19 protein-coding genes are annotated in these 19,105 nt (G+C 54.9%); 11 read left to right on the forward strand and 8 right to left on the reverse strand.

What is annotated here, in order from left to right:
- Positions 1–18: 18 nt before the first annotated feature.
- Complete coding sequence (gene mpaA / locus ACFX4O_RS07830) at positions 19–732, forward strand: murein tripeptide amidase MpaA (RefSeq protein WP_380207971.1); 714 nt, start codon at positions 19–21, stop codon at positions 730–732.
- Here mpaA and ycjG read toward each other — a convergent pair.
- On the reverse strand, positions 723–1,688 hold the full coding sequence (gene ycjG, locus ACFX4O_RS07835; RefSeq protein WP_380207972.1) for an L-Ala-D/L-Glu epimerase: 966 nt from the start codon (positions 1,686–1,688) through the stop codon (positions 723–725). The genes mpaA and ycjG overlap by 10 nt on opposite strands.
- A gap of 117 nt (positions 1,689–1,805) precedes the next feature.
- Between ycjG and tpx the strand changes: the two genes are divergently transcribed.
- Entirely contained in the window at positions 1,806–2,312 is a 507-nt protein-coding gene (gene tpx, locus ACFX4O_RS07840; RefSeq protein WP_131410478.1) for a thiol peroxidase, read from the forward strand.
- 48 nt (positions 2,313–2,360) lie between these two features.
- Here the strand turns inward: tpx and tyrR are convergent, their stop codons facing one another.
- From tyrR to pspA, 7 genes are all read right to left on the reverse strand, one after another.
- On the reverse strand, positions 2,361–3,902 hold the full coding sequence (gene tyrR, locus ACFX4O_RS07845; protein WP_380207973.1) for a transcriptional regulator TyrR: 1,542 nt from the start codon (positions 3,900–3,902) through the stop codon (positions 2,361–2,363).
- A 143-nt stretch (positions 3,903–4,045) separates the two neighbouring features.
- Entirely contained in the window at positions 4,046–5,095 is a 1,050-nt protein-coding gene (locus tag ACFX4O_RS07850) for a TIGR01620 family protein (RefSeq protein ID WP_380207974.1), read from the reverse strand.
- The gene (locus ACFX4O_RS07855) at positions 5,092–6,489 is read right to left on the reverse strand and encodes a YcjX family protein (RefSeq protein ID WP_380208052.1); all 1,398 of its coding nucleotides are present in this window, start codon (positions 6,487–6,489) and stop codon (positions 5,092–5,094) included. Before ACFX4O_RS07855 ends, ACFX4O_RS07850 begins: the two co-directional genes overlap by 4 nt.
- 39 nt (positions 6,490–6,528) lie before the next feature.
- Positions 6,529–6,765 carry a phage shock protein PspD gene (pspD, locus tag ACFX4O_RS07860; protein WP_380207975.1) on the reverse strand — a complete coding sequence of 79 codons (237 nt, stop codon included), beginning with the start codon at positions 6,763–6,765 and terminating at the stop codon, positions 6,529–6,531.
- A gap of 10 nt (positions 6,766–6,775) precedes the next feature.
- Positions 6,776–7,135: an envelope stress response membrane protein PspC gene (pspC, locus tag ACFX4O_RS07865; RefSeq protein ID WP_131413385.1), complete on the reverse strand. Its 360-nt coding sequence runs from the start codon at positions 7,133–7,135 to the stop codon at positions 6,776–6,778.
- Positions 7,135–7,359: an envelope stress response membrane protein PspB gene (gene pspB / locus ACFX4O_RS07870; protein WP_016495895.1), complete on the reverse strand. Its 225-nt coding sequence runs from the start codon at positions 7,357–7,359 to the stop codon at positions 7,135–7,137. The genes pspC and pspB overlap by 1 nt, the downstream gene beginning before the upstream one ends.
- Positions 7,360–7,412: 53 nt before the next feature.
- Entirely contained in the window at positions 7,413–8,081 is a 669-nt protein-coding gene (gene pspA, locus ACFX4O_RS07875) for a phage shock protein PspA (protein WP_131413384.1), read from the reverse strand.
- A gap of 167 nt (positions 8,082–8,248) precedes the next feature.
- Here pspA and pspF point away from each other — a divergent pair, with 167 nt between their 5' ends.
- From pspF to ACFX4O_RS07920, 9 genes are all read left to right on the forward strand, one after another.
- Positions 8,249–9,229 carry a phage shock protein operon transcriptional activator gene (pspF, locus tag ACFX4O_RS07880; RefSeq protein ID WP_380207976.1) on the forward strand — a complete coding sequence of 327 codons (981 nt, stop codon included), beginning with the start codon at positions 8,249–8,251 and terminating at the stop codon, positions 9,227–9,229.
- 98 nt (positions 9,230–9,327) lie between these two features.
- Entirely contained in the window at positions 9,328–10,968 is a 1,641-nt protein-coding gene (sapA, locus tag ACFX4O_RS07885) for an ABC transporter substrate-binding protein SapA (protein WP_380208054.1), read from the forward strand.
- Positions 10,965–11,930, forward strand: coding sequence for a putrescine export ABC transporter permease SapB (gene sapB, locus ACFX4O_RS07890; RefSeq protein WP_380207977.1), 966 nt, complete (start codon positions 10,965–10,967; stop codon positions 11,928–11,930). The genes sapA and sapB overlap by 4 nt, the downstream gene beginning before the upstream one ends.
- On the forward strand, positions 11,917–12,807 hold the full coding sequence (gene sapC / locus ACFX4O_RS07895; protein WP_131413378.1) for a putrescine export ABC transporter permease SapC: 891 nt from the start codon (positions 11,917–11,919) through the stop codon (positions 12,805–12,807). The genes sapB and sapC overlap by 14 nt, the downstream gene beginning before the upstream one ends.
- Positions 12,807–13,799, forward strand: coding sequence for a putrescine export ABC transporter ATP-binding protein SapD (sapD, locus tag ACFX4O_RS07900; protein WP_131413376.1), 993 nt, complete (start codon positions 12,807–12,809; stop codon positions 13,797–13,799). The genes sapC and sapD overlap by 1 nt, the downstream gene beginning before the upstream one ends.
- Before the next feature lies 1 nt (position 13,800).
- Positions 13,801–14,607, forward strand: a complete 807-nt coding sequence (gene sapF, locus ACFX4O_RS07905; RefSeq protein WP_131413374.1) for a putrescine export ABC transporter ATP-binding protein SapF — start codon at positions 13,801–13,803, stop codon at positions 14,605–14,607.
- 122 nt (positions 14,608–14,729) lie between these two features.
- Positions 14,730–15,518, forward strand: coding sequence for an enoyl-ACP reductase FabI (fabI, locus tag ACFX4O_RS07910; RefSeq protein ID WP_017457202.1), 789 nt, complete (start codon positions 14,730–14,732; stop codon positions 15,516–15,518).
- Between the two features lie 177 nt (positions 15,519–15,695).
- The gene (locus ACFX4O_RS07915; RefSeq protein ID WP_380207978.1) at positions 15,696–16,853 is read left to right on the forward strand and encodes a CMD domain-containing protein; all 1,158 of its coding nucleotides are present in this window, start codon (positions 15,696–15,698) and stop codon (positions 16,851–16,853) included.
- A 137-nt stretch (positions 16,854–16,990) separates the two neighbouring features.
- A complete protein-coding gene (locus ACFX4O_RS07920) occupies positions 16,991–18,925 on the forward strand; it encodes an exoribonuclease II (RefSeq protein WP_380207979.1) in 1,935 nt (644 codons plus the stop codon).
- Positions 18,926–19,105 lie beyond the last annotated feature (180 nt).

Consider the following 19,105-nt stretch of genomic DNA (forward strand, 5'->3'; position numbering starts at 1 on the left):
GACAATAAAAGGACGCCTATGCCAGCCACACGCCCGCGTGCTCAACGAGGCGCATTTGCCCCCGGCAGTGAAGAGTTCGGTCGCTCGCTTTTAGGCGCGCCGCTGATCTGGTTTCCCGCGCCAATTGCCACGCGTGAAAGCGGGCTCATCATCGCCGGAACGCACGGCGACGAAAACGCCTCCGTGGTGACGCTTTCCTGCGCTTTGCGCACACTCAACCCGGATTTACGTCACCATCACGTGGTGCTGGCGGTCAACCCGGATGGCTGCCAGCTTGGTCTGCGTGCAAACGCCAACGGTGTTGATCTCAACCGTAATTTTCCAGCGGCCAACTGGAAGCCCGGTGAAACGGTGTACCGCTGGAACAGCGCAGCTGAAGAACGTGATGTCGTGCTGCTGACAGGCGACGCGCCTGGTTCCGAACCGGAAACACAGGCACTTTGCCAGCTTATCCATCACCTTCATCCGGCTTGGGTCGTGACATTCCACGATCCATTGGCCTGTGTTGAAGATCCCCGCAAAAGCGCGCTGGGGAAATGGCTCGCGGATGAATTTTCCCTGCCGCTGGTGACCAGCGTCGGTTACGAAACGCCGGGATCGTTCGGCAGCTGGTGTGCAGATATCAATTTGCACTGTATCACCGTCGAATTCCCGCCAATCTCCTCTGATGAGGCCAGCGAGAAATACCTCGCGGCAATGACGGCACTGCTGCACTGGGATCCTCAAAGGTGAAGCTTACCGGTGCTGAAATGCAGCGCCGGTTCAACGTCCACCGCCAACCAGGTTGGGCCATCAAGATCGGCAAAACGCACCTGGCTGGCAAGCGGCAACGCCGCCGCGATAGCGCGCGACGTACAGATCATACAACCAAGCATCAGCGTGAATCCTTGTTGAGACGCCTCATGTGCCAGCGCCAGCGCTTCGGTTAATCCGCCGGTTTTATCCAGCTTGATATTCACCATTTCATAGCGCCCATGCAGGTGAGCCAAGCTTTCGCGAGTGTGGCAACTTTCATCCGCGCAAATCGGCAACGGATGGATGAAATTTGCCAGCGCATCGTCATCATCGGCCGGCAGCGGCTGTTCCAGCATGGCAACGCCAAGATCCGCCAGCAGTTGGCATCGCGCGGCAAGCCCTTCCGTGTGCCAGGCCTCATTCGCATCCACAATTAATGTCGCTTCGGGCGCGGCGGCGCGAATTGCCACCAGTCTTTCGCTGATCAAATGGTCATCCAGCTTAATTTTCAGAAGCTGCGCGCCCTTTTCACTGAGCGCGGCGGCGCTGGCCGCCATCTGTTCCGGTGTGCCAATCACCACCGTTTGTGCAGTGACAATGGTTTCCGGCAAACTGACACCTGTGGACTGAACCAGCGTGATAGCGGCTTTGCGCGCCTGCAGATCCCACAAGGCGCAGTCAACAGCGTTACGCGCAGCGCCCGGCGGCAGGAGTGTTTGCAGCTCTTCGCGCGTGAGACGGTTTTCCAGTTGCGGCACAATCGTCATAATTTGTGCCACAACAGAGGCCTCACTTTCACCATAACGCGGGTACGGCGTACATTCACCGGCGGCTTTTACGCCATCCTCTTCCAGCTCGACCACCACCACGCGCGCTTCGTTGCGCGCACCGCGCGAAATCACAAATGGCGTATGCAGCGGCCAGGTTTCCTCATACACTTTGACGGTTCTCATTCCTCACTCCTCTGCCGCAGGTCTAAACCAGTATAGATATGAAAATTGGTTTGCCGTGCTCTCTGCGGATGGCATAAACTAGCGCCGACGTTAACTATATGTAAACAGGAAGATATTATGTCACAACTCGTTCATTTTCAGGGCAATCCGGTTCCCGTTGCAGGTGCTATCCCGCAGGCTGGCGCAAAAGCCAAGCCGTTTACGCTCGTGGCTAAAGATCTGTCTGACGTCGCTCTGAGCCAGTTCGCTGGCAAACGTAAAGTGCTGAACATTTTTCCAAGCATCGACACCGGCGTTTGCGCGGCTTCTGTGCGTAAATTCAACCAGTTAGCAACTGAGATGAACAACACCGTGGTGCTGTGCATTTCTGCTGACCTGCCGTTTGCCCAGTCCCGTTTTTGCGGTGCTGAAGGTCTGAGCAATGTCATTACGCTTTCGACGCTGCGCAGCGCTGATTTCCTCGAAAATTACGGCGTGGGCATCTCTGATGGCGCGCTGAAAGGCCTTGCGGCTCGTGCTGTGGTGGTGATTGACGAAAACGACAATGTTGTTTTCAGCCAGTTGGTCAATGAAATCACCAACGAGCCGGATTACACCGCCGCGCTGGACGTGCTGAAAGGTTAATTAACCTGACGCCAACAAAAAGCCTCCACAATGGAGGCTTTTTTATTTCTACTCTTCCCCCTTCTTCTGGCTCAGGCCATATTCCCGCAATTTATTCGCAATCGCAGTGTGCGAAACGCCGAGCCGCTTCGCCAGTTTACGCGTGCTGGGATAGTTGCGATAAAGCTGGATGAGTACCGAGCGCTCGAAACGGCTGGTGATCTCATCCAGCGAGCCCTCCATCGCATCTTCACCCACCGGCACCGTGGCTGCGTCATAATCCGGCAGTTGAATGTCCTGAGCGCGCAGTTCGTAGCCTTCCAGCTGCGTTAACGCACGGTAAATGGCGTTTTTCAACTGGCGCACGTTACCCGGCCAGCCATAGCGGTTGAGCAACTGATGCACATCCTGCGACAGTTTTGGGCGAGGCACGCCCTGCTCGTCGGCAAAGCGGGCCACGAACAGCTCAGTGAGTGGCATAATATCCTGCGGACGATCGCGCAGCGGTGGTAAGTTCAGCGTCAGCACATTCAGGCGATAGTAGAGGTCTTCCCGGAATAGCCCTTTTTGCACCAGTTCCACCAGGTTGCGCTGTGTTGCGCAGATTACTCGCACATCCACATGCACTTCGTGATCTTCGCCGACACGCCGAAAAGTGCCATCGTTAAGAAAACGTAGCAGTTTCACCTGCATACGCGGTGACATTTCGCCAATCTCATCAAGTAGCACCGAGCCGCCGTTCGCTTGCTCGAAAAAGCCCTTTTTCCCTTCCGGCGCGTGGCCAAACAGCTCGCTTTCAACGGACTCTTCCGGTATCGACGCGCAATTTAGCGCCAGATAAGGTTTCGCCGCGCGTGGGCTGGCAAGATGGCAAGCATGCGCCAGCAAATCTTTACCGGTGCCGGTATCACCGATTATCAGCAGCGGTGCGGTAAGCATGGCCAGTTTCCGCGCCTGCTCCACCACCTGTCGCATCTTCTGGCTTACGGCCACGATCTGACTGAACGCGCTGAGATCTTGTTGGCTCAGATTTTGTAACTGGCGTCCCATCCGAATTGTCGAACGCAGCATTACCACCGCACCGGTCAGCACCGGTTCGCCGGTTTCGCCTTCCAGGTGCACAGGCGTAATCTCCATCAGGAAATTTTGCCCGGCAATAACGACATGCTCACTATGGGAGTTTTGCGGGTTACCTTCGAGCCAGCGCTGAAAATTAAATCCCGCAATCAGTTGTACAGCGTTGTGGTTACGGATTTTGTCGGCATCCAGAGCGAAAAGCTGGCAACTGGCTGGGTTCGCCAGTTCCACTTTGCTTTTCATATCCAGCGATAATACCGGTTCTGGTAGCGCTTCCAGCAGCGCGCTCATCGCGCGGTGTTCTCGTTCAGATGGCATCCACAGCACGGTACGAACATCAGTGACACCGGCGATACGGCGGATTTCAGCCATCAGGCTACTGAAGGTGTTAAATTCGAGCGCGGCAAAATTAAGGTAGATTCGCCCGACAGGGTCAATTTCTATCCCGCGTAAGTCGATACCACGCAGCACCAGTAGATCCAGTAATTCGCGAGTCAGACCAAGCCGGTCTTCACAAAAAACTTCAAGACGCATGGGAGTTCGTCCTTATTCATTCACGTAATGAAAGGATGATAAGCCACTTCGCGGCTTGCAGGAAGATACCTGTCAACAAATATTGACAGTTTGCGGAGAAAAGCGGCACTGCGGCGTAAAGGTAAGCGCGCAGCGTCGCTTTTTTAGTCGGCCGGGCGTTTTTGTAACGTCTCCTTTAACTGGCTAATCAACTGTCGGCGGAAATCACCAAGGCGGGGTTTATCATCATCGAGCCACGGCAGCGGACGGCACAGCTCCATCGCTTTAATACCCAGGCGCGCCGTCAACAACCCGGCGCCAATCCCCTGCGCTGCACGTGCCGAAAGCCGGGCCGCCAAATCCTGCGATACCCAGTCCATGCCAATTTCACGCACCAGTTCGCTGGCACCCGCGAAGGCGATGTTTAACAGCACCAGGCGGAACAAACGCAGGCGGCTGTAGTAACCGAGTTCGATGCCATACAGCGTGGCGATACGGTTAATCAGCCGCAAATTGCGCCAGGCGATAAAAGCCATATCGACCATCGCTAGCGGGCTGACGGCGATCATCAGCGCGGATTCAGCCGCTGAACGGCTGATTTCACGCCGTGCCTGGGCATCCAGCACGGGCTGAACCAAATGCGCATAGAGACTGACGATTTCACGATCGTTGTGTGTTTCGTGGATTGCGGCATACCAGCGCTGTAGCGCCGGATGCGCTTGATCGATTCCTGCTTGCCGCGCCAGTTTTTCGCAAAAAGCCCGCCCTTTCCCTGTTGCATGGCTGTGCAATAAATCACGCGCTTCATCGCGTTCTTGCGCGCGTTGGCGCAAACGCCAAAGCCGTCGCCACTCGCTGGCAACCGAACCGACACCTGCGCCAACGATCAGCGCACCGGCGGCACAGCCGCCCAGCGCAACCCAGTCCTGCGTATGCCAGGCGTTCATTGCCCACTGCACACCCTGACCGACCACGCTTATGCCAAACAACGTCAACCCGGCAGTGACCATTTTGCGCCACAGGCTGCGTTTTGGCCGCAGCGCGGCTTCGACTACCGCCTCGGCTTGCCCCTCTTCCGGCAGTTCATCAACCAGGGCGGGAGCAAAGTTTTCCGCTTGCTTATCATTAAAAGTCTGCGCACGTTTAAACTGCGCACTGCTTTCCGCTTCCAGCGGGCCTGCGAAATCGATTCTCGGTTTTAGCGGCTCGGTCATCGCAATTTATCTCCAATCAAAAACTCCAGCGCCGCATCCAGGCGGATATGCGGCAACGGGGTATCCACATCCATCACTGGTGGGCGAAACGCCTCAAAATTAAACCCTTGCTTGTCCCAGAATGCCTGCCCTGGCAGCCGTGCAGGCACTTCACCGGGGTAGAAAGTCAGCGGAGCGCCATCCCTCAGACGATGCCCACGCAGCGCCGGGATCTTTTCGCCATTCACATCGATGATGCCGCTTTGCGTCGCCTGCACTGACGCCAGCCCAAGGCAATCCATGCTAATCCCTTCAAACGCCGCATTTTGCCAGGCGTCCTGGATCAGCTGTTGCAGCAGCGACACCATATTGGCGTGCTGATCGACTGTAATATGATCGGCTTTGGTCGCGGCAAATAAGAGTTTGTCGATAACCGGCGCAAACAGGCGGCGAAACAGCGTGCGCTGCCCGTAGTGGAAACTTTGCATCAGTTGCGTGAGCGCCAGACGCATATCATTAAAGGCCTGCGGCCCGTTGTTCAGCGGTTGCAGGCAATCGACCAGCACAATCTGGCGATCAAACTTCAGGAAATGGTGTTTATAGAAACCTTTGACGACATGCTCGCAATAATAGTTGTAACGCTCACGCAGCATCCCGGCATTGGTGTGCTTAGCCGCCTGCGCCAGTTTCACTTCCCCGGTGCCATCAACATCTGGCCACGGGAAGAATTGCAGCGCTGGCGCGCCGGCCATATCACCAGGCAGAACAAAACGGCCTGGCTGAATAAAGTGCAGACCTTCGCGTTTGCACTGATGTAAATAATCCGTCCACGCCGCAGCAACGTCTGCCAGCCGGTTTTCATCAGCCGGTGCCAGCGGGTCAAACCCTGCGCAAAGAGCGCGCCATTGTGCCGACCACGCCTGACGCTGCCCTTGCAACAAGCCGGTCATTTGCCGCGACCAGCTCAGGTAATCCTGCGCCAACATAGGCAAGTCCAGCAGCCATTCGCCGGGATAATCGACAATTTCCAGATAGAGAGTGGAGGTTTCTTTGAAATGGCGCAGCAGTGAATCGTTAGAGCGAAAGCGCAGCGCAAGGCGGATTTCACTGACGCCGCGCGTCGGCGTCGGCCAGACCGGCGGCGTTCCATATAACTGCGCCAGCCCTTCATCGTAGGTAAAGCGAGGAATACCAAAATCACGCTGCGGCACGCGTTTTACGCCAAGCAGCCGCTCCTCGCGCACTGCGCTCAGCAGCGGCAAGCGCGAGCCAGCGTGAAGGTTCAGTAATTGATTGACCAGTGCGGTGATAAAAGCGGTTTTGCCACTGCGGCTCAGGCCGGTCACCGCCAGACGCAAATGCCTGTCCATACCGCGGTTAACCAGCGCATTCAATTCGTTACGAAATCGATCCATCGCCATTGCTTTTCGCCTTAGAGCTTTAGCCGTAATTCCTTATTTTATCTCGTTTCCGGTCATGAAGCGGCGAGAAAATTTATTCGCAGCTCGTTTCAATAACGGCTCCAGCGCGAACGCCAGAAGCAGCTTAACCGGGCGTCGGGCGACGGATTTCACCGCCCAGCCCGCAACACCTGCCGGACCGAAGCGTAGCGCGGTGAGTAACGCCAGCTTACCGACAATCTGCAAACCGGGTTTTACTTTATGGTGAACCTGTTGCCAGCGTTGATTCATATCTTCACTCCTACAACTGACGGAAACGGCTGCGCAGCGAAAATGTGTCTGAGGTGACATAGCGTTCCATCTGGCGCAAACGGGTTTCTCCCGCGGCGAGCTGTGCGTCTACCGCGTCCAGTAATTCGCTGCTGCTCGGTACATTTTCACTCTCGGCATAATTTTCCGGCAGCGGATCCAGCACAAAAAACAGCACGATGTAAGCCGCCACGACAAAGAAAAACAGCCCGAAAAACATTGCCAGAATGGCAAGAATACGCACGACTTTGACGCGAATATCCAGATACTGCGCGATGCCCGCACAGACACCACCGATTTTTCCGCGCTGGGGGATGCGCCATAACTTTTTATTCAGATCGAGGGTAGCCATTAGCGGTCTCTCCAGTTCGGGTGCTCAGCATCAAGAATATCTTCCAGCGCCTGAATACGTTCGCGCATCCTCGTGGCCTCTTCGGAAAGCTGGAGCAAGCGCTGCTGCTCATTCTGGTTAAGTTCGCCGCGTGAAGTGCGATTGTTGTAATGCAGCCATAGCCAGACCGGCAACACAAACAGGATGAAAAGAGTCAGGGGTATAGCCAGAAACAGCGTGCTCATGTGTACTCCTTACAGCGGATGAGGAGCGGCATCTTCTGATGCCGCCGTTATTATTATTCGTTGTCTTGTTTCATTTTGGCTTTCAACTGCGCCAGTTGCTCGCTGATTTCGTCATCGGCGCGCAGTTCCGCAAATTGTTGGTCCAGCGATTTCTGTTTACCAAAACCGTGACTTTCCGCTTCGGCTTCCATTTGGTCGATGCGGCGCTCAAAGGAATCAAAGCGCGCCATCGCTTCATCCAGCTTGCCGCTGTCCAACTGACGACGAACATCACGCGATGAACTGGCCGCCTGGTGGCGTAACGTTAACGCCTGCTGGCGGGCACGGGTTTCGCTGAGTTTATTTTCCAGCTCGCCGATCTCTTTTTTCATCCGAGTCAGACTTTCATCCACCAGCGTCACTTCCTGCTCAAGTGTTTCAATAAGCGCAGTCAGTTTTTGCTTTTCAATCAGCGCGGCACGCGCCAGATCATCTTTATCTTTACGCAGTGCCAGTTCGGCTTTTTCCTGCCACTCGGCCTGCTGCGCGTTTGCTTGTTCAATGCGACGTGTCAGCTGTTTTTTCTCCGCCAACGCACGCGCTGAAGTCGAACGCACCTCTACCAGCGTATCTTCCATCTCCTGGATCATCAGACGCACCAGCTTTTGCGGATCTTCGGCTTTTTCCAGCAGTGAATTGATGTTGGCGTTCACGATGTCGGCAAAACGAGAAAAAATACCCATAATCTGTTCCTCTTGATTTCTGTAATCGGGCTCGGCCCTGCTGCTGAGCTATTACAAACTCCGTGCCAACTTTTTATCTCATTGAATATAAAGAAGATGAATAGTTTTACCGCAACGATAACTTAGGCTAGAGTAGTTAATATCACCAACTAGTGGCGAATTTCATCATGTCGGAACAAAAGGATAACTTGCTCGGCGAGGCCAATAGCTTTATCGAGGTGCTGGAACAGGTTTCGCGCCTTGCGCCTATCGATAAGCCAGTGCTGATCATCGGCGAGCGCGGTACCGGTAAAGAGCTGATAGCAAACCGTTTGCACTTTCTCTCTTCCCGCTGGCAAGGGCCGTTCATTTCGCTCAACTGCGCGGCGCTGAATGAAAACCTGCTTGATACCGAACTTTTCGGCCATGAAGCCGGCGCGTTTACTGGCGCGCAAAAACGCCATCCGGGCCGGTTTGAACGTGCCGATGGCGGAACGCTGTTTCTTGATGAACTGGCCACCGCGCCAATGCTGGTACAGGAAAAGTTGCTGCGGGTGATTGAATATGGCGAGTTGGAGCGCGTCGGCGGAAGCCAGCCGTTACAGGTCAATGTACGGCTGGTTTGCGCCACTAACGCCGATCTACCGCAAATGGTACAGGACGGCACATTTCGCGCGGATTTGCTCGACCGGCTGGCCTTTGATGTCGTGCTGCTTCCGCCGCTACGGCAACGCCAGAGCGATATCATGTTGATGGCGGATCATTTCGCTATCCAGATGTGTCGGGAACTGAAGTTACCGCTCTTCCCCGGCTTTACCGATCGCGCGCGCGACGTGCTGATGGGTTATTCATGGCCAGGTAATATCCGCGAACTCAAAAACGTGGTGGAGCGCTCGGTTTACCGCCACGGCAGCATCGATACGCCGCTTAACGACATCATCCTTGATCCTTTCAACCGTGACATCACCCCTCCTCCACAAACCGGGCGGGAAGCAGCTGAGCTGCCGACCTTGCCGCTGGATTTACGCAAATTCCAGTTCGATCAAGAAAAAACACTGCTGCAAACCAGCCTGCAACAGGCGAAATTTAACCAAAAACGCGCAGCCGAATTACTCGGGCTCACTTACCACCAACTGCGCGCACTGCTTAAAAAGCACCAAATCAGCTGAAATCGCCGACAATAACAGCAGTCGTCAGCAGACATTTGTACGAAGCCATGGCAAGTGCGATACACTTTGCACATGAATTTAAAATCGTTGAAAAAATCATGCGTCTGGTTTTCTCTTCCCTGCTATTGACCGCAAGCCTGGCGACGGGTTTTGCGCAAGCGGCGACACCGCTTTCTGAGCAAGCGGATATTCGCGACAGCGGCTTTGTCTATTGTGTCAATGGCCAGGTCGATACCTTTAACCCGCAAAAAGTCAGCAGCGGCCTGATTGTCGATACGCTGGCAGCACAGCTTTATGATCGCTTGCTGGATGTCGATCCTTATACCTACCGGCTGGTTCCGGAGCTGGCGGAAAGCTGGGAGGTGCTCGATAACGGCGCGACCTACCGCTTTCGCCTGCGCGACGGCGTGGCGTTCCAAAAAACAGCCTGGTTTACGCCGCACCGCGCGCTGAACGCCGATGATGTAGTATTTACCTTCCAGCGCATTTTCTCGCGCAATCATCCGTGGCATAACGTCAACGGCGGTAACTTCCCCTATTTCGACAGCTTGCAGTTTGCCGATTCTGTCGACAGCGTACGTAAGCTGGATAACCGCACGGTTGAATTTCGCCTGAAAAAACCGGATGCCTCATTTTTATGGCATCTGGCGACACACTATGCTTCGGTGATGTCGGCGGAATATGCCGCCCAGCTTGAGAAAAGCGATCATCAGGAGTTGCTTGACCGACAGCCGGTTGGCACCGGGCCTTATCAACTGGATGAATACCGCGCCGGACAATATATTCGGTTACAACGTCACGAAAAATTCTGGCGCGGTACGCCATTGATGCAACAAGTGGTGGTTGATCTCGGATCCGGCGGCACCGGGCGCTTGTCTAAGCTGTTAACCGGTGAGTGCGATGTGCTGGCCTGGCCTGCCGCCAGCCAGTTGACGATTTTGCGTGATGACCCGCGTTTGCGGCTCACGCTGCGTCCGGGCATGAACATTGCCTATCTGGCGTTTAATACCAACAAGCCACCGCTGAATAATCCAGAAGTGCGCCATGCGCTGGCGCTGGCCATTAATAACCAACGTCTGATGCAGTCGATTTACTACGGAACCGCTGAAACCGCCGCCTCGATACTGCCGCGTGCATCCTGGGCTTATGACAACGAAGCGAAGATCACTGAATACGATCCCACGCAAGCCCGTGAGCGCCTGAAAGCGCTGGGGCTGGAAAATCTGACGCTGCAATTGTGGGTACCGACCAGTTCACAGGCATGGAACCCAAGCCCGTTGAAAACCGCTGAACTCATTCAGGCAGATATGGCGCAGGTGGGCGTTAAAGTGGTGATCGTCCCGGTTGAAGGCCGTTTCCAGGAAGCACGGCTGATGGATATGAATCACGATTTAACGCTTGCGGGCTGGGCAACTGACAGTAACGACCCGGACAGTTTCTTCCGCCCGATGCTCAGCTGTGCGGCAATTAACTCGCAGACTAATTTCGCGCACTGGTGCAACCGTGAGTTCGACGAGGTGTTACAAAAAGCGCTCGCATCACAGCAGCTTGCCGCCCGCATTGATGATTATGACGAGGCTCAGCAGATACTGGCGCGCGAATTGCCAGTGCTCCCGCTGGCGTCTTCCCTGCGTTTGCAGGCATATCGCTATGATATTAAAGGCCTGGTGCTGAGCCCGTTTGGTAGCGCCTCCTTTGCCGGTGTTTCGCGGGAAAAACAAGAGGTTTCGCCACCATGATTATCTTTACCCTGCGCCGCCTGTTATTGCTGCTGGTCACGCTTTTCTTACTGACTTTCGTTGGCTTTAGTCTGAGCTATTTTACGCCCCACGCCCCGCTACAGGGTGCTTCGCTGTGGAATGCATGGGTGTTCTGGTTTAACGGTTTGCTGCACTGGGATTTTGGCGTTTCCAGCATTAACGGTCAGCTGATTTCAGAACAACTCAAAGAGGTGTTTCCGGCCACTATGGAGCTGTGCCTGCTGGCGTTTGGCTCCGCATTGTTAGTGGGTATCCCGGTCGGCATGCTGGCCGGTGTGATGCGCGGCAAGTGGCAGGATAAAATGGTCAGTGCCTTCGCGCTGCTGGGCTTCTCAATCCCGGTGTTCTGGCTGGCGTTGCTCTTGACTCTGTTTTTCTCGCTAAATTTAGGCTGGCTGCCTGTATCGGGTCGTTTTGACCTTCTTTACGAAGTCAAAACGGTAACCGGATTTTCGCTGATCGATGCCTGGCTCTCCGATTCGCCATGGCGCGAAGAGATGATTATCAGCGCCTTACGTCATGTCGTGTTGCCAGTATTGACGTTGGCGGTCGCGCCGACCACAGAAGTTATCCGCCTGATGCGCATCAGCACCATCGACGTGTTCGATAAAAACTACATCAAAGCGGCGGCGACGCGCGGCCTTTCGCGGCTGACTATCTTGCGTCGCCATGTTTTGCATAACGCTCTGCCGCCGGTGATCCCGCGTCTGGGGCTGCAATTTTCTACCATGCTGACACTGGCGATGATCACTGAAATGGTATTCAGTTGGCCTGGGCTGGGGCGCTGGTTGATTAACGCGATTCGCCAGCAGGACTACGCGGCGATTTCCGCTGGCGTCATGGTGATAGGCTCACTGGTTATTATTGTGAACGTGCTTTCCGATATTCTCGGCGCACTGGCTAATCCGTTGAAACATAAGGAATGGTATGCCTTACGATAGCGTCTACAGCGAAAAACGCCCGCCTGGCGCGCTGCGAACCGCGTGGCGCAAATTTTATGGCGATACGACCGCGATGATCGGCCTGTATGGCTGCGGCGCGTTGCTGCTGCTGTGTATTTTCGGCCACTGGTTTGCCCCCTACGGCATTGACCAGCAATTCCTCGGTTATCAACTGCTGCCGCCCTCCTGGTCGCGCTATGGCGATGTTTCGTTTTTCCTTGGTACGGATGATCTGGGGCGTGATGTCTTAAGCCGTTTGCTGAGCGGTGCAGCGCCAACGGTGGGCGGGGCATTTGTCGTTACGCTGGCAGCAACGCTTTGTGGGCTGGCGCTTGGCGTTTTCGCCGGTTCCACCCACGGCCTGCGCTCGGCGGTGCTAAACCATATTCTCGATACACTGCTGTCGCTACCGACGCTGCTGCTGGCGATTATTGTTGTGGCGTTCGCTGGCCCGCATCTCTCCCACGCAATGTTTGCCGTGTGGCTGGCGTTGCTGCCGCGCATGGTACGTTCGGTTTACAGCATGGTGCATGACGAGCTGGAAAAAGAGTATGTCGTCGCCGCGCGACTCGATGGCGCCTCAACCATCAATATTTTGTGGTTTGCCGTACTGCCAAACATTACCGCGGGCCTGGTGACAGAAATTACCCGCGCGCTATCGATGGCGATTCTCGATATCGCCGCACTCGGTTTTCTCGACCTGGGCGCGCAACTCCCGTCTCCTGAATGGGGTGCTATGCTTGGTGACGCGCTGGAACTGATTTATGTTGCGCCGTGGACGGTGATGCTGCCGGGCGCGGCAATTATGGTGAGCGTGTTGCTGGTTAATATTCTTGGCGACGGAATTCGCCGCGCGATCATGGCGGGGGTGGAATAATGCCGCTTCTTGATATTCGTAATCTCACCATTGAAGTGAAAACGGGCGAGGACTGGGTAAAAGCAGTTGATCGCGTCAGCCTGACGCTGGCAGAAGGTGAAATTCGCGGGCTGGTTGGCGAGTCTGGTTCCGGCAAGAGCCTGATTGCCAAAGCGATTTGCGGCGTGACCAAAGACAACTGGCGCGTCACCGCAGACCGTATGCGCTTTGATGATATCGATCTGCTGCGGCTCTCCGCGCGCGAACGCCGTAAGCTGCTGGGCCACAACGTATCGATGATCTTTCAGGAACCGCAATCCTGTCTTGATCCGTCCGAGCGAGTCGGCAAACAGCTGATGCAGAATATCCCCGGCTGGACCTGGAAAGGCAGCTTGTGGCAACGTTTTGGCTGGCGAAAACGTCGCGCCATTGAGTTGCTGCACCGTGTTGGCATTAAAGATCATAAAGATGCAATGCGCAGCTTCCCTTATGAGCTGACCGAAGGTGAATGCCAGAAAGTGATGATTGCTATCGCGCTGGCTAACCAACCGCGTCTGCTGATTGCCGATGAGCCGACGAACGCGATGGAGCCAACCACCCAGGCGCAAATTTTCCGCCTGCTCGACAGGCTCAATCAGAACAACAACACGACCATTATGTTGATCAGCCATGATTTGCAGATGCTGAGCAAATGGGCCGATCGCATCAACGTGATGTATTGCGGCCAGACCGTGGAGACCGCACCCAGCGAAGAGCTGATCGCCACGCCGCATCATCCCTATACGCAGGCATTGATTCGCGCGATCCCGGACTTTGGCAGTGCAATGCCGCATAAAAGCCGCCTGAATACCATGCCTGGTGCGATTCCGCTACTGGAGCATCTGCCGATTGGCTGCCGCCTGGGGCCTCGTTGCCCTTACGCCCAGCGTAAATGCGTGGAAAGGCCGCGGTTAGCCGGTGCAAGAAATCATCTCTTCGCCTGCCATTTCCCGCTGAATATGGAGAGTGAGTGAGATGGTCGAAACCTTGCTTGAAGTACGCAATCTGAGCAAAACCTTCCGTTATCGCACCGGTTGGTTCCGCCGCCAGACAGTTGAAGCGGTTAAACCGCTAAGTTTTACCCTGCGGGAAAAACAGACGCTGGCGATTATTGGTGAGAACGGTTCCGGTAAATCGACGCTGGCGAAAATGCTGGCCGGAATGGTCGAGCCCTCTTCCGGCGAACTGGTGATTGACGATAAACCGTTGCATTACGGTGATTACACTTTTCGCAGCCAGCACATTCGCATGATTTTCCAGGATCCGACCACCTCGCTGAACCCACGTCAGCGACTGTCGCAAATTCTCGATTTCCCGTTACGCCTGAACACGGATCTTGAGCCGGAAGTTCGCCAGAAGCGCATCCTTGAGACGCTGCGCATGGTCGGTCTGTTGCCGGATCATGTCAGTTATTACCCCTATATGCTTGCTCCGGGGCAAAAACAACGTTTGGGGCTGGCGCGAGCGCTGATCTTGCGTCCGAAGGTGATTATTGCTGATGAAGCCCTGGCATCACTGGATATGTCGATGCGTTCGCAGTTAATTAACCTGATGCTGGAATTACAGGAAAAACAGGGTATCTCTTATATTTATGTCACCCAGCACATCGGCATGATGAAACATATCAGCGATCAGGTTTTGGTTATGCATCAGGGTGAAGTCGTTGAACGTGGCAGCACCGCCGATGTGCTCGCCTCACCGCTGCATGATTTAACAAAACGTTTAATTGCCGGGCATTTTGGCGAAGCTTTAACAGCCGATGCGTGGCGACAAGACCGCTGATTCAATAGTTTCAGTGGTCGGATTAACTCATTCGGCGACTCATGATAGAATCGCCGCGTTTTAACGACGATCGCCCCAAAATGATGGCGCTCGCCACAACAATGAATATAAGGATTAGAGCTATGGGTTTTCTTTCCGGTAAGCGCATTCTGGTAACTGGCGTCGCCAGCAAACTGTCCATCGCATACGGCATCGCGCAGGCTATGCACCGCGAAGGTGCTGAACTGGCATTCACCTACCAGAACGACAAGCTGAAAGGCCGCGTTGAAGAGTTTGCCGCCCAGCTGGGTTCCAGCATCGTTCTGGAATGTGATGTCGCTAAAGATGAAAGCATCGACGCCCTGTTCACCGACCTGGCAAAAACCTGGCCGAAGTTTGACGGTTTCGTTCACTCCATCGGTTTCGCACCGGGCGATCAGCTGGATGGCGACTACGTGAATGCTGTAACCCGCGAAGGCTTTAAAATCGCTCACGACATCAGCTCCTACAGCTTTGTAGCGCTGGCGAAAGCCTGCCGCGAAATGCTGAACCCGGGCTCTGCGCTGCTGACCCTCTCCTATCTGGGCGCTGAACGTGCGATCCCGAACTACAACGTTATGGGTCTGGCAAAAGCATCTCTGGAAGCAAACGTCCGCTATATGGCGAACGCGATGGGTCCGGAAGGCGTGCGTGTTAACGGTATCTCCGCAGGCCCGATCCGTACACTGGCTGCCTCTGGTATTAAAGATTTCCGTAAAATGCTGGCACATTGCGAAGCGGTTACCCCGATTCGCCGTACTGTGACCATTGAGGACGTGGGTAACTCCGCCGCGTTCCTGTGCTCCGATCTCTCTGCCGGTATCTCCGGCGAAGTGGTTCATGTGGACGGCGGTTTCAATATCGCCGCCATGAACGAGCTGGAAATTAAATAATCCGCACCGCCCCTTCTCCTGAAGGGGCGTTTTTTGATATGCCATTCTGATATTTATTATCACCTAACAATCTTTCATCCCTCTCCGCCATTACGCCAGGATTAAGCAGCAAAAAAGATCCGGCGACAATGACATGCCGTCGTATCCGGATCGCCACTTTCAGACCAAGGAACGACCATGGAACAACGCCGGATTGAAGGCAAAAGCCACTGGTATCATGAGACTCAGTCGAGTGCCAGCCGGGCACATGTACTACCGTTGGTTCCCGAAGCGGCCACAGTAAACGACCCTTTTCTGCTCGACCTCGCTCTGCCGGAGAAACAGAAAACCGACCTTGAAGGCATTGTTTCGCCCGCGCGAAAACTCTACGCCCTGCTATTTCCGCCGCGCGTAAACATCAACCGTTTACGCACGTTCAGTGCCTATGACCGACTCAGTACAGCCCTTACAGCGGCACAAGTTTTCGGCGTTCAACGGTTATGTAATCACTACGCCGCGCGGCTGGCGCCGTTATCCGGCCCGGACTCGTCACGGGAGAGTAATTACCGGCTGGCGCAAATAACCCAACATGCGCGGCAGCTTGCCGCGTCTCCCTCGGTTATTGACGCACGTGCGCGACAGCAGTTAGAAGACGTGGGTCTGACACTATATGACCTGGTGATCATCAATCAGATTATCGGTTTTGTTGCTTTTCAGGCGCGCGTGGTCGCCGTCCTGCAAGCGTCACTCGGCCAACCGGTGCGGTTCGTACCCGGTATAGAACCCCAGCAAGAAGCGGACGCTGCACTTTTTAGTGATACCGCTACTGAATGGCAGACCGGCATCGATATTGTCGATTTGCGTATTGCTAATGCATCGCAAATGGAGTCACTCGCGCGCTGGCAGCCGCTGCCGGAATTACGCCTGCTTGCCCCCTTGTTGGCACATGAGCATCTGCTGCTTAATGAGCTGGGCGAGATTAGCGAACAGGTGTCGAAAATTAGCCCCAACAAACAGCTGAGCTGGCTGGTGGCGGCCTACACGGCACGCATCAACGGCAGCACAATCTGCTTTACCCAGCATGTGCAACGTGGCAGCAACGATGAATTACTGGCGCAGGCGCTGCGCGCAGGCAGTCGCGAGCTCAATCGTGTTCTTGCAGGCAAAAACAAAGAGAGCGCGCTGGTGCAAGCCGTGCAGATGCTAACCTGCGCGCCAGACAGGTTTAGCCCTGCGCAATTTTTACAGCTTGAGGAACAAGGCTACAGCCGCCAGGCGGCAATGAGCTTACTGGTCGCGTGTGCGCTGAACGGCTGGTTAAACCGACTGCATATCGCCCTCGGGCAAAGCGTCTAGCGACAGGCTGATATAGCGCAGCGCCGGTATTCTTGCCACCGATTGCACAGCACGATTTTGCTGAAACAGCGCTTGCCGCAACAGGAAGAATCGCGTAAAACTGTCAGCCGCTCTTTTAGCCACGAAAATACATAACTATGCTCCAGGACAACCCGCTGCTAGCGCAGCTTAAACAGCAACTTCATTCCCAAACTCCGCGTGCGGAAGGTGTTGTAAAAGGCACTGAAAAAGGCTTTGGATTTCTGGAAGTCGACGCGCAAAAAAGCTACTTCATTCCGCCGCCGCAGATGAAGAAAGTGATGCACGGCGACAAAATTATTGCCGTCATCCACAGCGACAAAGACCGTGAAAGCGCGGAGCCTGAAGAGCTGGTCGAGCCGTTCTTGACCCGTTTTGTTGGCAAAGTGCAAAAGAAAGATGATCGTCTCTCTATTGTGCCGGATCATCCATTGCTAAAAGATGCTATCCCCTGCCGCGCCGCCCGTGGCGTTGAGCATGATTTCAAAGAAGGCGACTGGGCCGTCGCTGAAATGCGTCGCCATCCGCTGAAAGGCGATCGCGGCTTCTACGCTGAACTGACGCAGTTTATTACCTTCGCCGAAGACCATTTTGTGCCGTGGTGGGTCACCCTGGCGCGCCACAATCTGGAAAAAGAAGCGCCAAATGGCGTGGCGACCGAGATGCTGGATGACGGCCTGCAGCGTGTGGATTTGACCGCGCTGGATTTTGTCACCATCGATAGCGCCAGCACCGAAGATATGGACGATGCGCTGTATGTTGCAGAGACCGCCGACGGCGAACTGCAACTGACCGTGGCGATTGCCGACCCTACAGCCTGGATTGCCGAAGGCAGCAAGCTCGACGCCGCAGCGAAGATCCGCGCCTTCACCAACTATCTGCCCGGTTTCAATATCCCGATGCTGCCGCGTGAGTTGTCTGACGATCTTTGCTCCCTGCGCGCGAACGAAGTGCGTCCGGCGCTGGTTTGCCGCATGACGTTGGATGCAGACGGCGCTATCAAAGACAATATCGAATTTTTCGCTGCAACCATCGAATCGAAAGCCAAACTGGCTTACGACGATGTATCAGACTGGCTGGAAAATACCGGCAACTGGCAGCCGACAAGCGATGCTATCGCGGCGCAGATCCGCCTGCTGCAACGTGTTAGCCAGCTGCGCGCCCAATGGCGTCAGAACCACGCGCTGGTATTTAAAGACCGGCCGGATTACCGCTTTGTGCTTGGCGAGAAAGGCGAAGTGCTGGATATCGTCGCCGAGCCACGTCGCGTTGCTAACCGCATCGTTGAAGAGTCGATGATTGCCGCCAATATCTGCGCTGCACGCGTACTGCGCGACAAACTCGGCTTTGGCATTTATAACGTGCACCTCGGTTTTGACCCGGCTAACAGCGAACAACTGGCTGCGATGCTGAAAACGCACGGTATGCATGTTGATGCTGAAGAAGTACTGACGCTGGAAGGTTTCTGTAAATTGCGCCGCGAGTTGGACGCACAGCCTTCAGGCTTCCTGGATAGCCGCATTCGTCGCTTCCAGTCCTTCGCGGAAATCCGCGTTGAACCCGGCCCGCATTTTGGTCTTGGCCTGGAAGCGTACGCGACCTGGACCTCGCCTATTCGTAAGTATGGCGACATGATCAACCATCGCCTGCTGAAAGCGATTATCAAAGGCGAAACGCCGAAACGCCCGCAGGACGATGCCACGGTGCAAATGTCTGAGCGCCGTCGCCTGAACCGCATGGCGGAACGCGATGTCGGCGATTGGCTCTACGCCCGCTTCCTGCAAAACAAAGCCGGTACCGATATCCGTTTTGCGGCGGAAATTATTGATGTTAGCCGCGGCGGTATGCGCGTACGTCTGGTGGATAATGGTGCTGTTGCTTTTATTCCGGCTCCGTTTATCCATGCTGTGCGCGACGAACTGGTGTGCAGCCAGGAAAATGGCACCGTACAAATTAAAGGCGAAACCGTATTTAAAGTGACTGACGTTATTGATGTCACCATTGCGGAAGTTCGTATGGAAACCCGCAGCGTTATTGCCCGCCCGGTGCTGTAACGTTTTTTAATTTTGGCGCTTTCCAGCATTGGAAAGCGCCAAATTGCTGTTGCGATACCACGCGCATTTTTTTCTGAATTCTTCCCACAATCCTGCAAAAGCGACCACAATAAAACCTTAGTCAACTGTTTGTTTACTGCGGGTTTATGCCATTTATTACACGTCTTTTATTCAATACCA

Source organism: Kosakonia sp. YIM B13571, assembly GCF_042788095.1.
Classification (GTDB): Bacteria; Pseudomonadota; Gammaproteobacteria; order Enterobacterales; family Enterobacteriaceae; genus Kosakonia; species Kosakonia quasisacchari.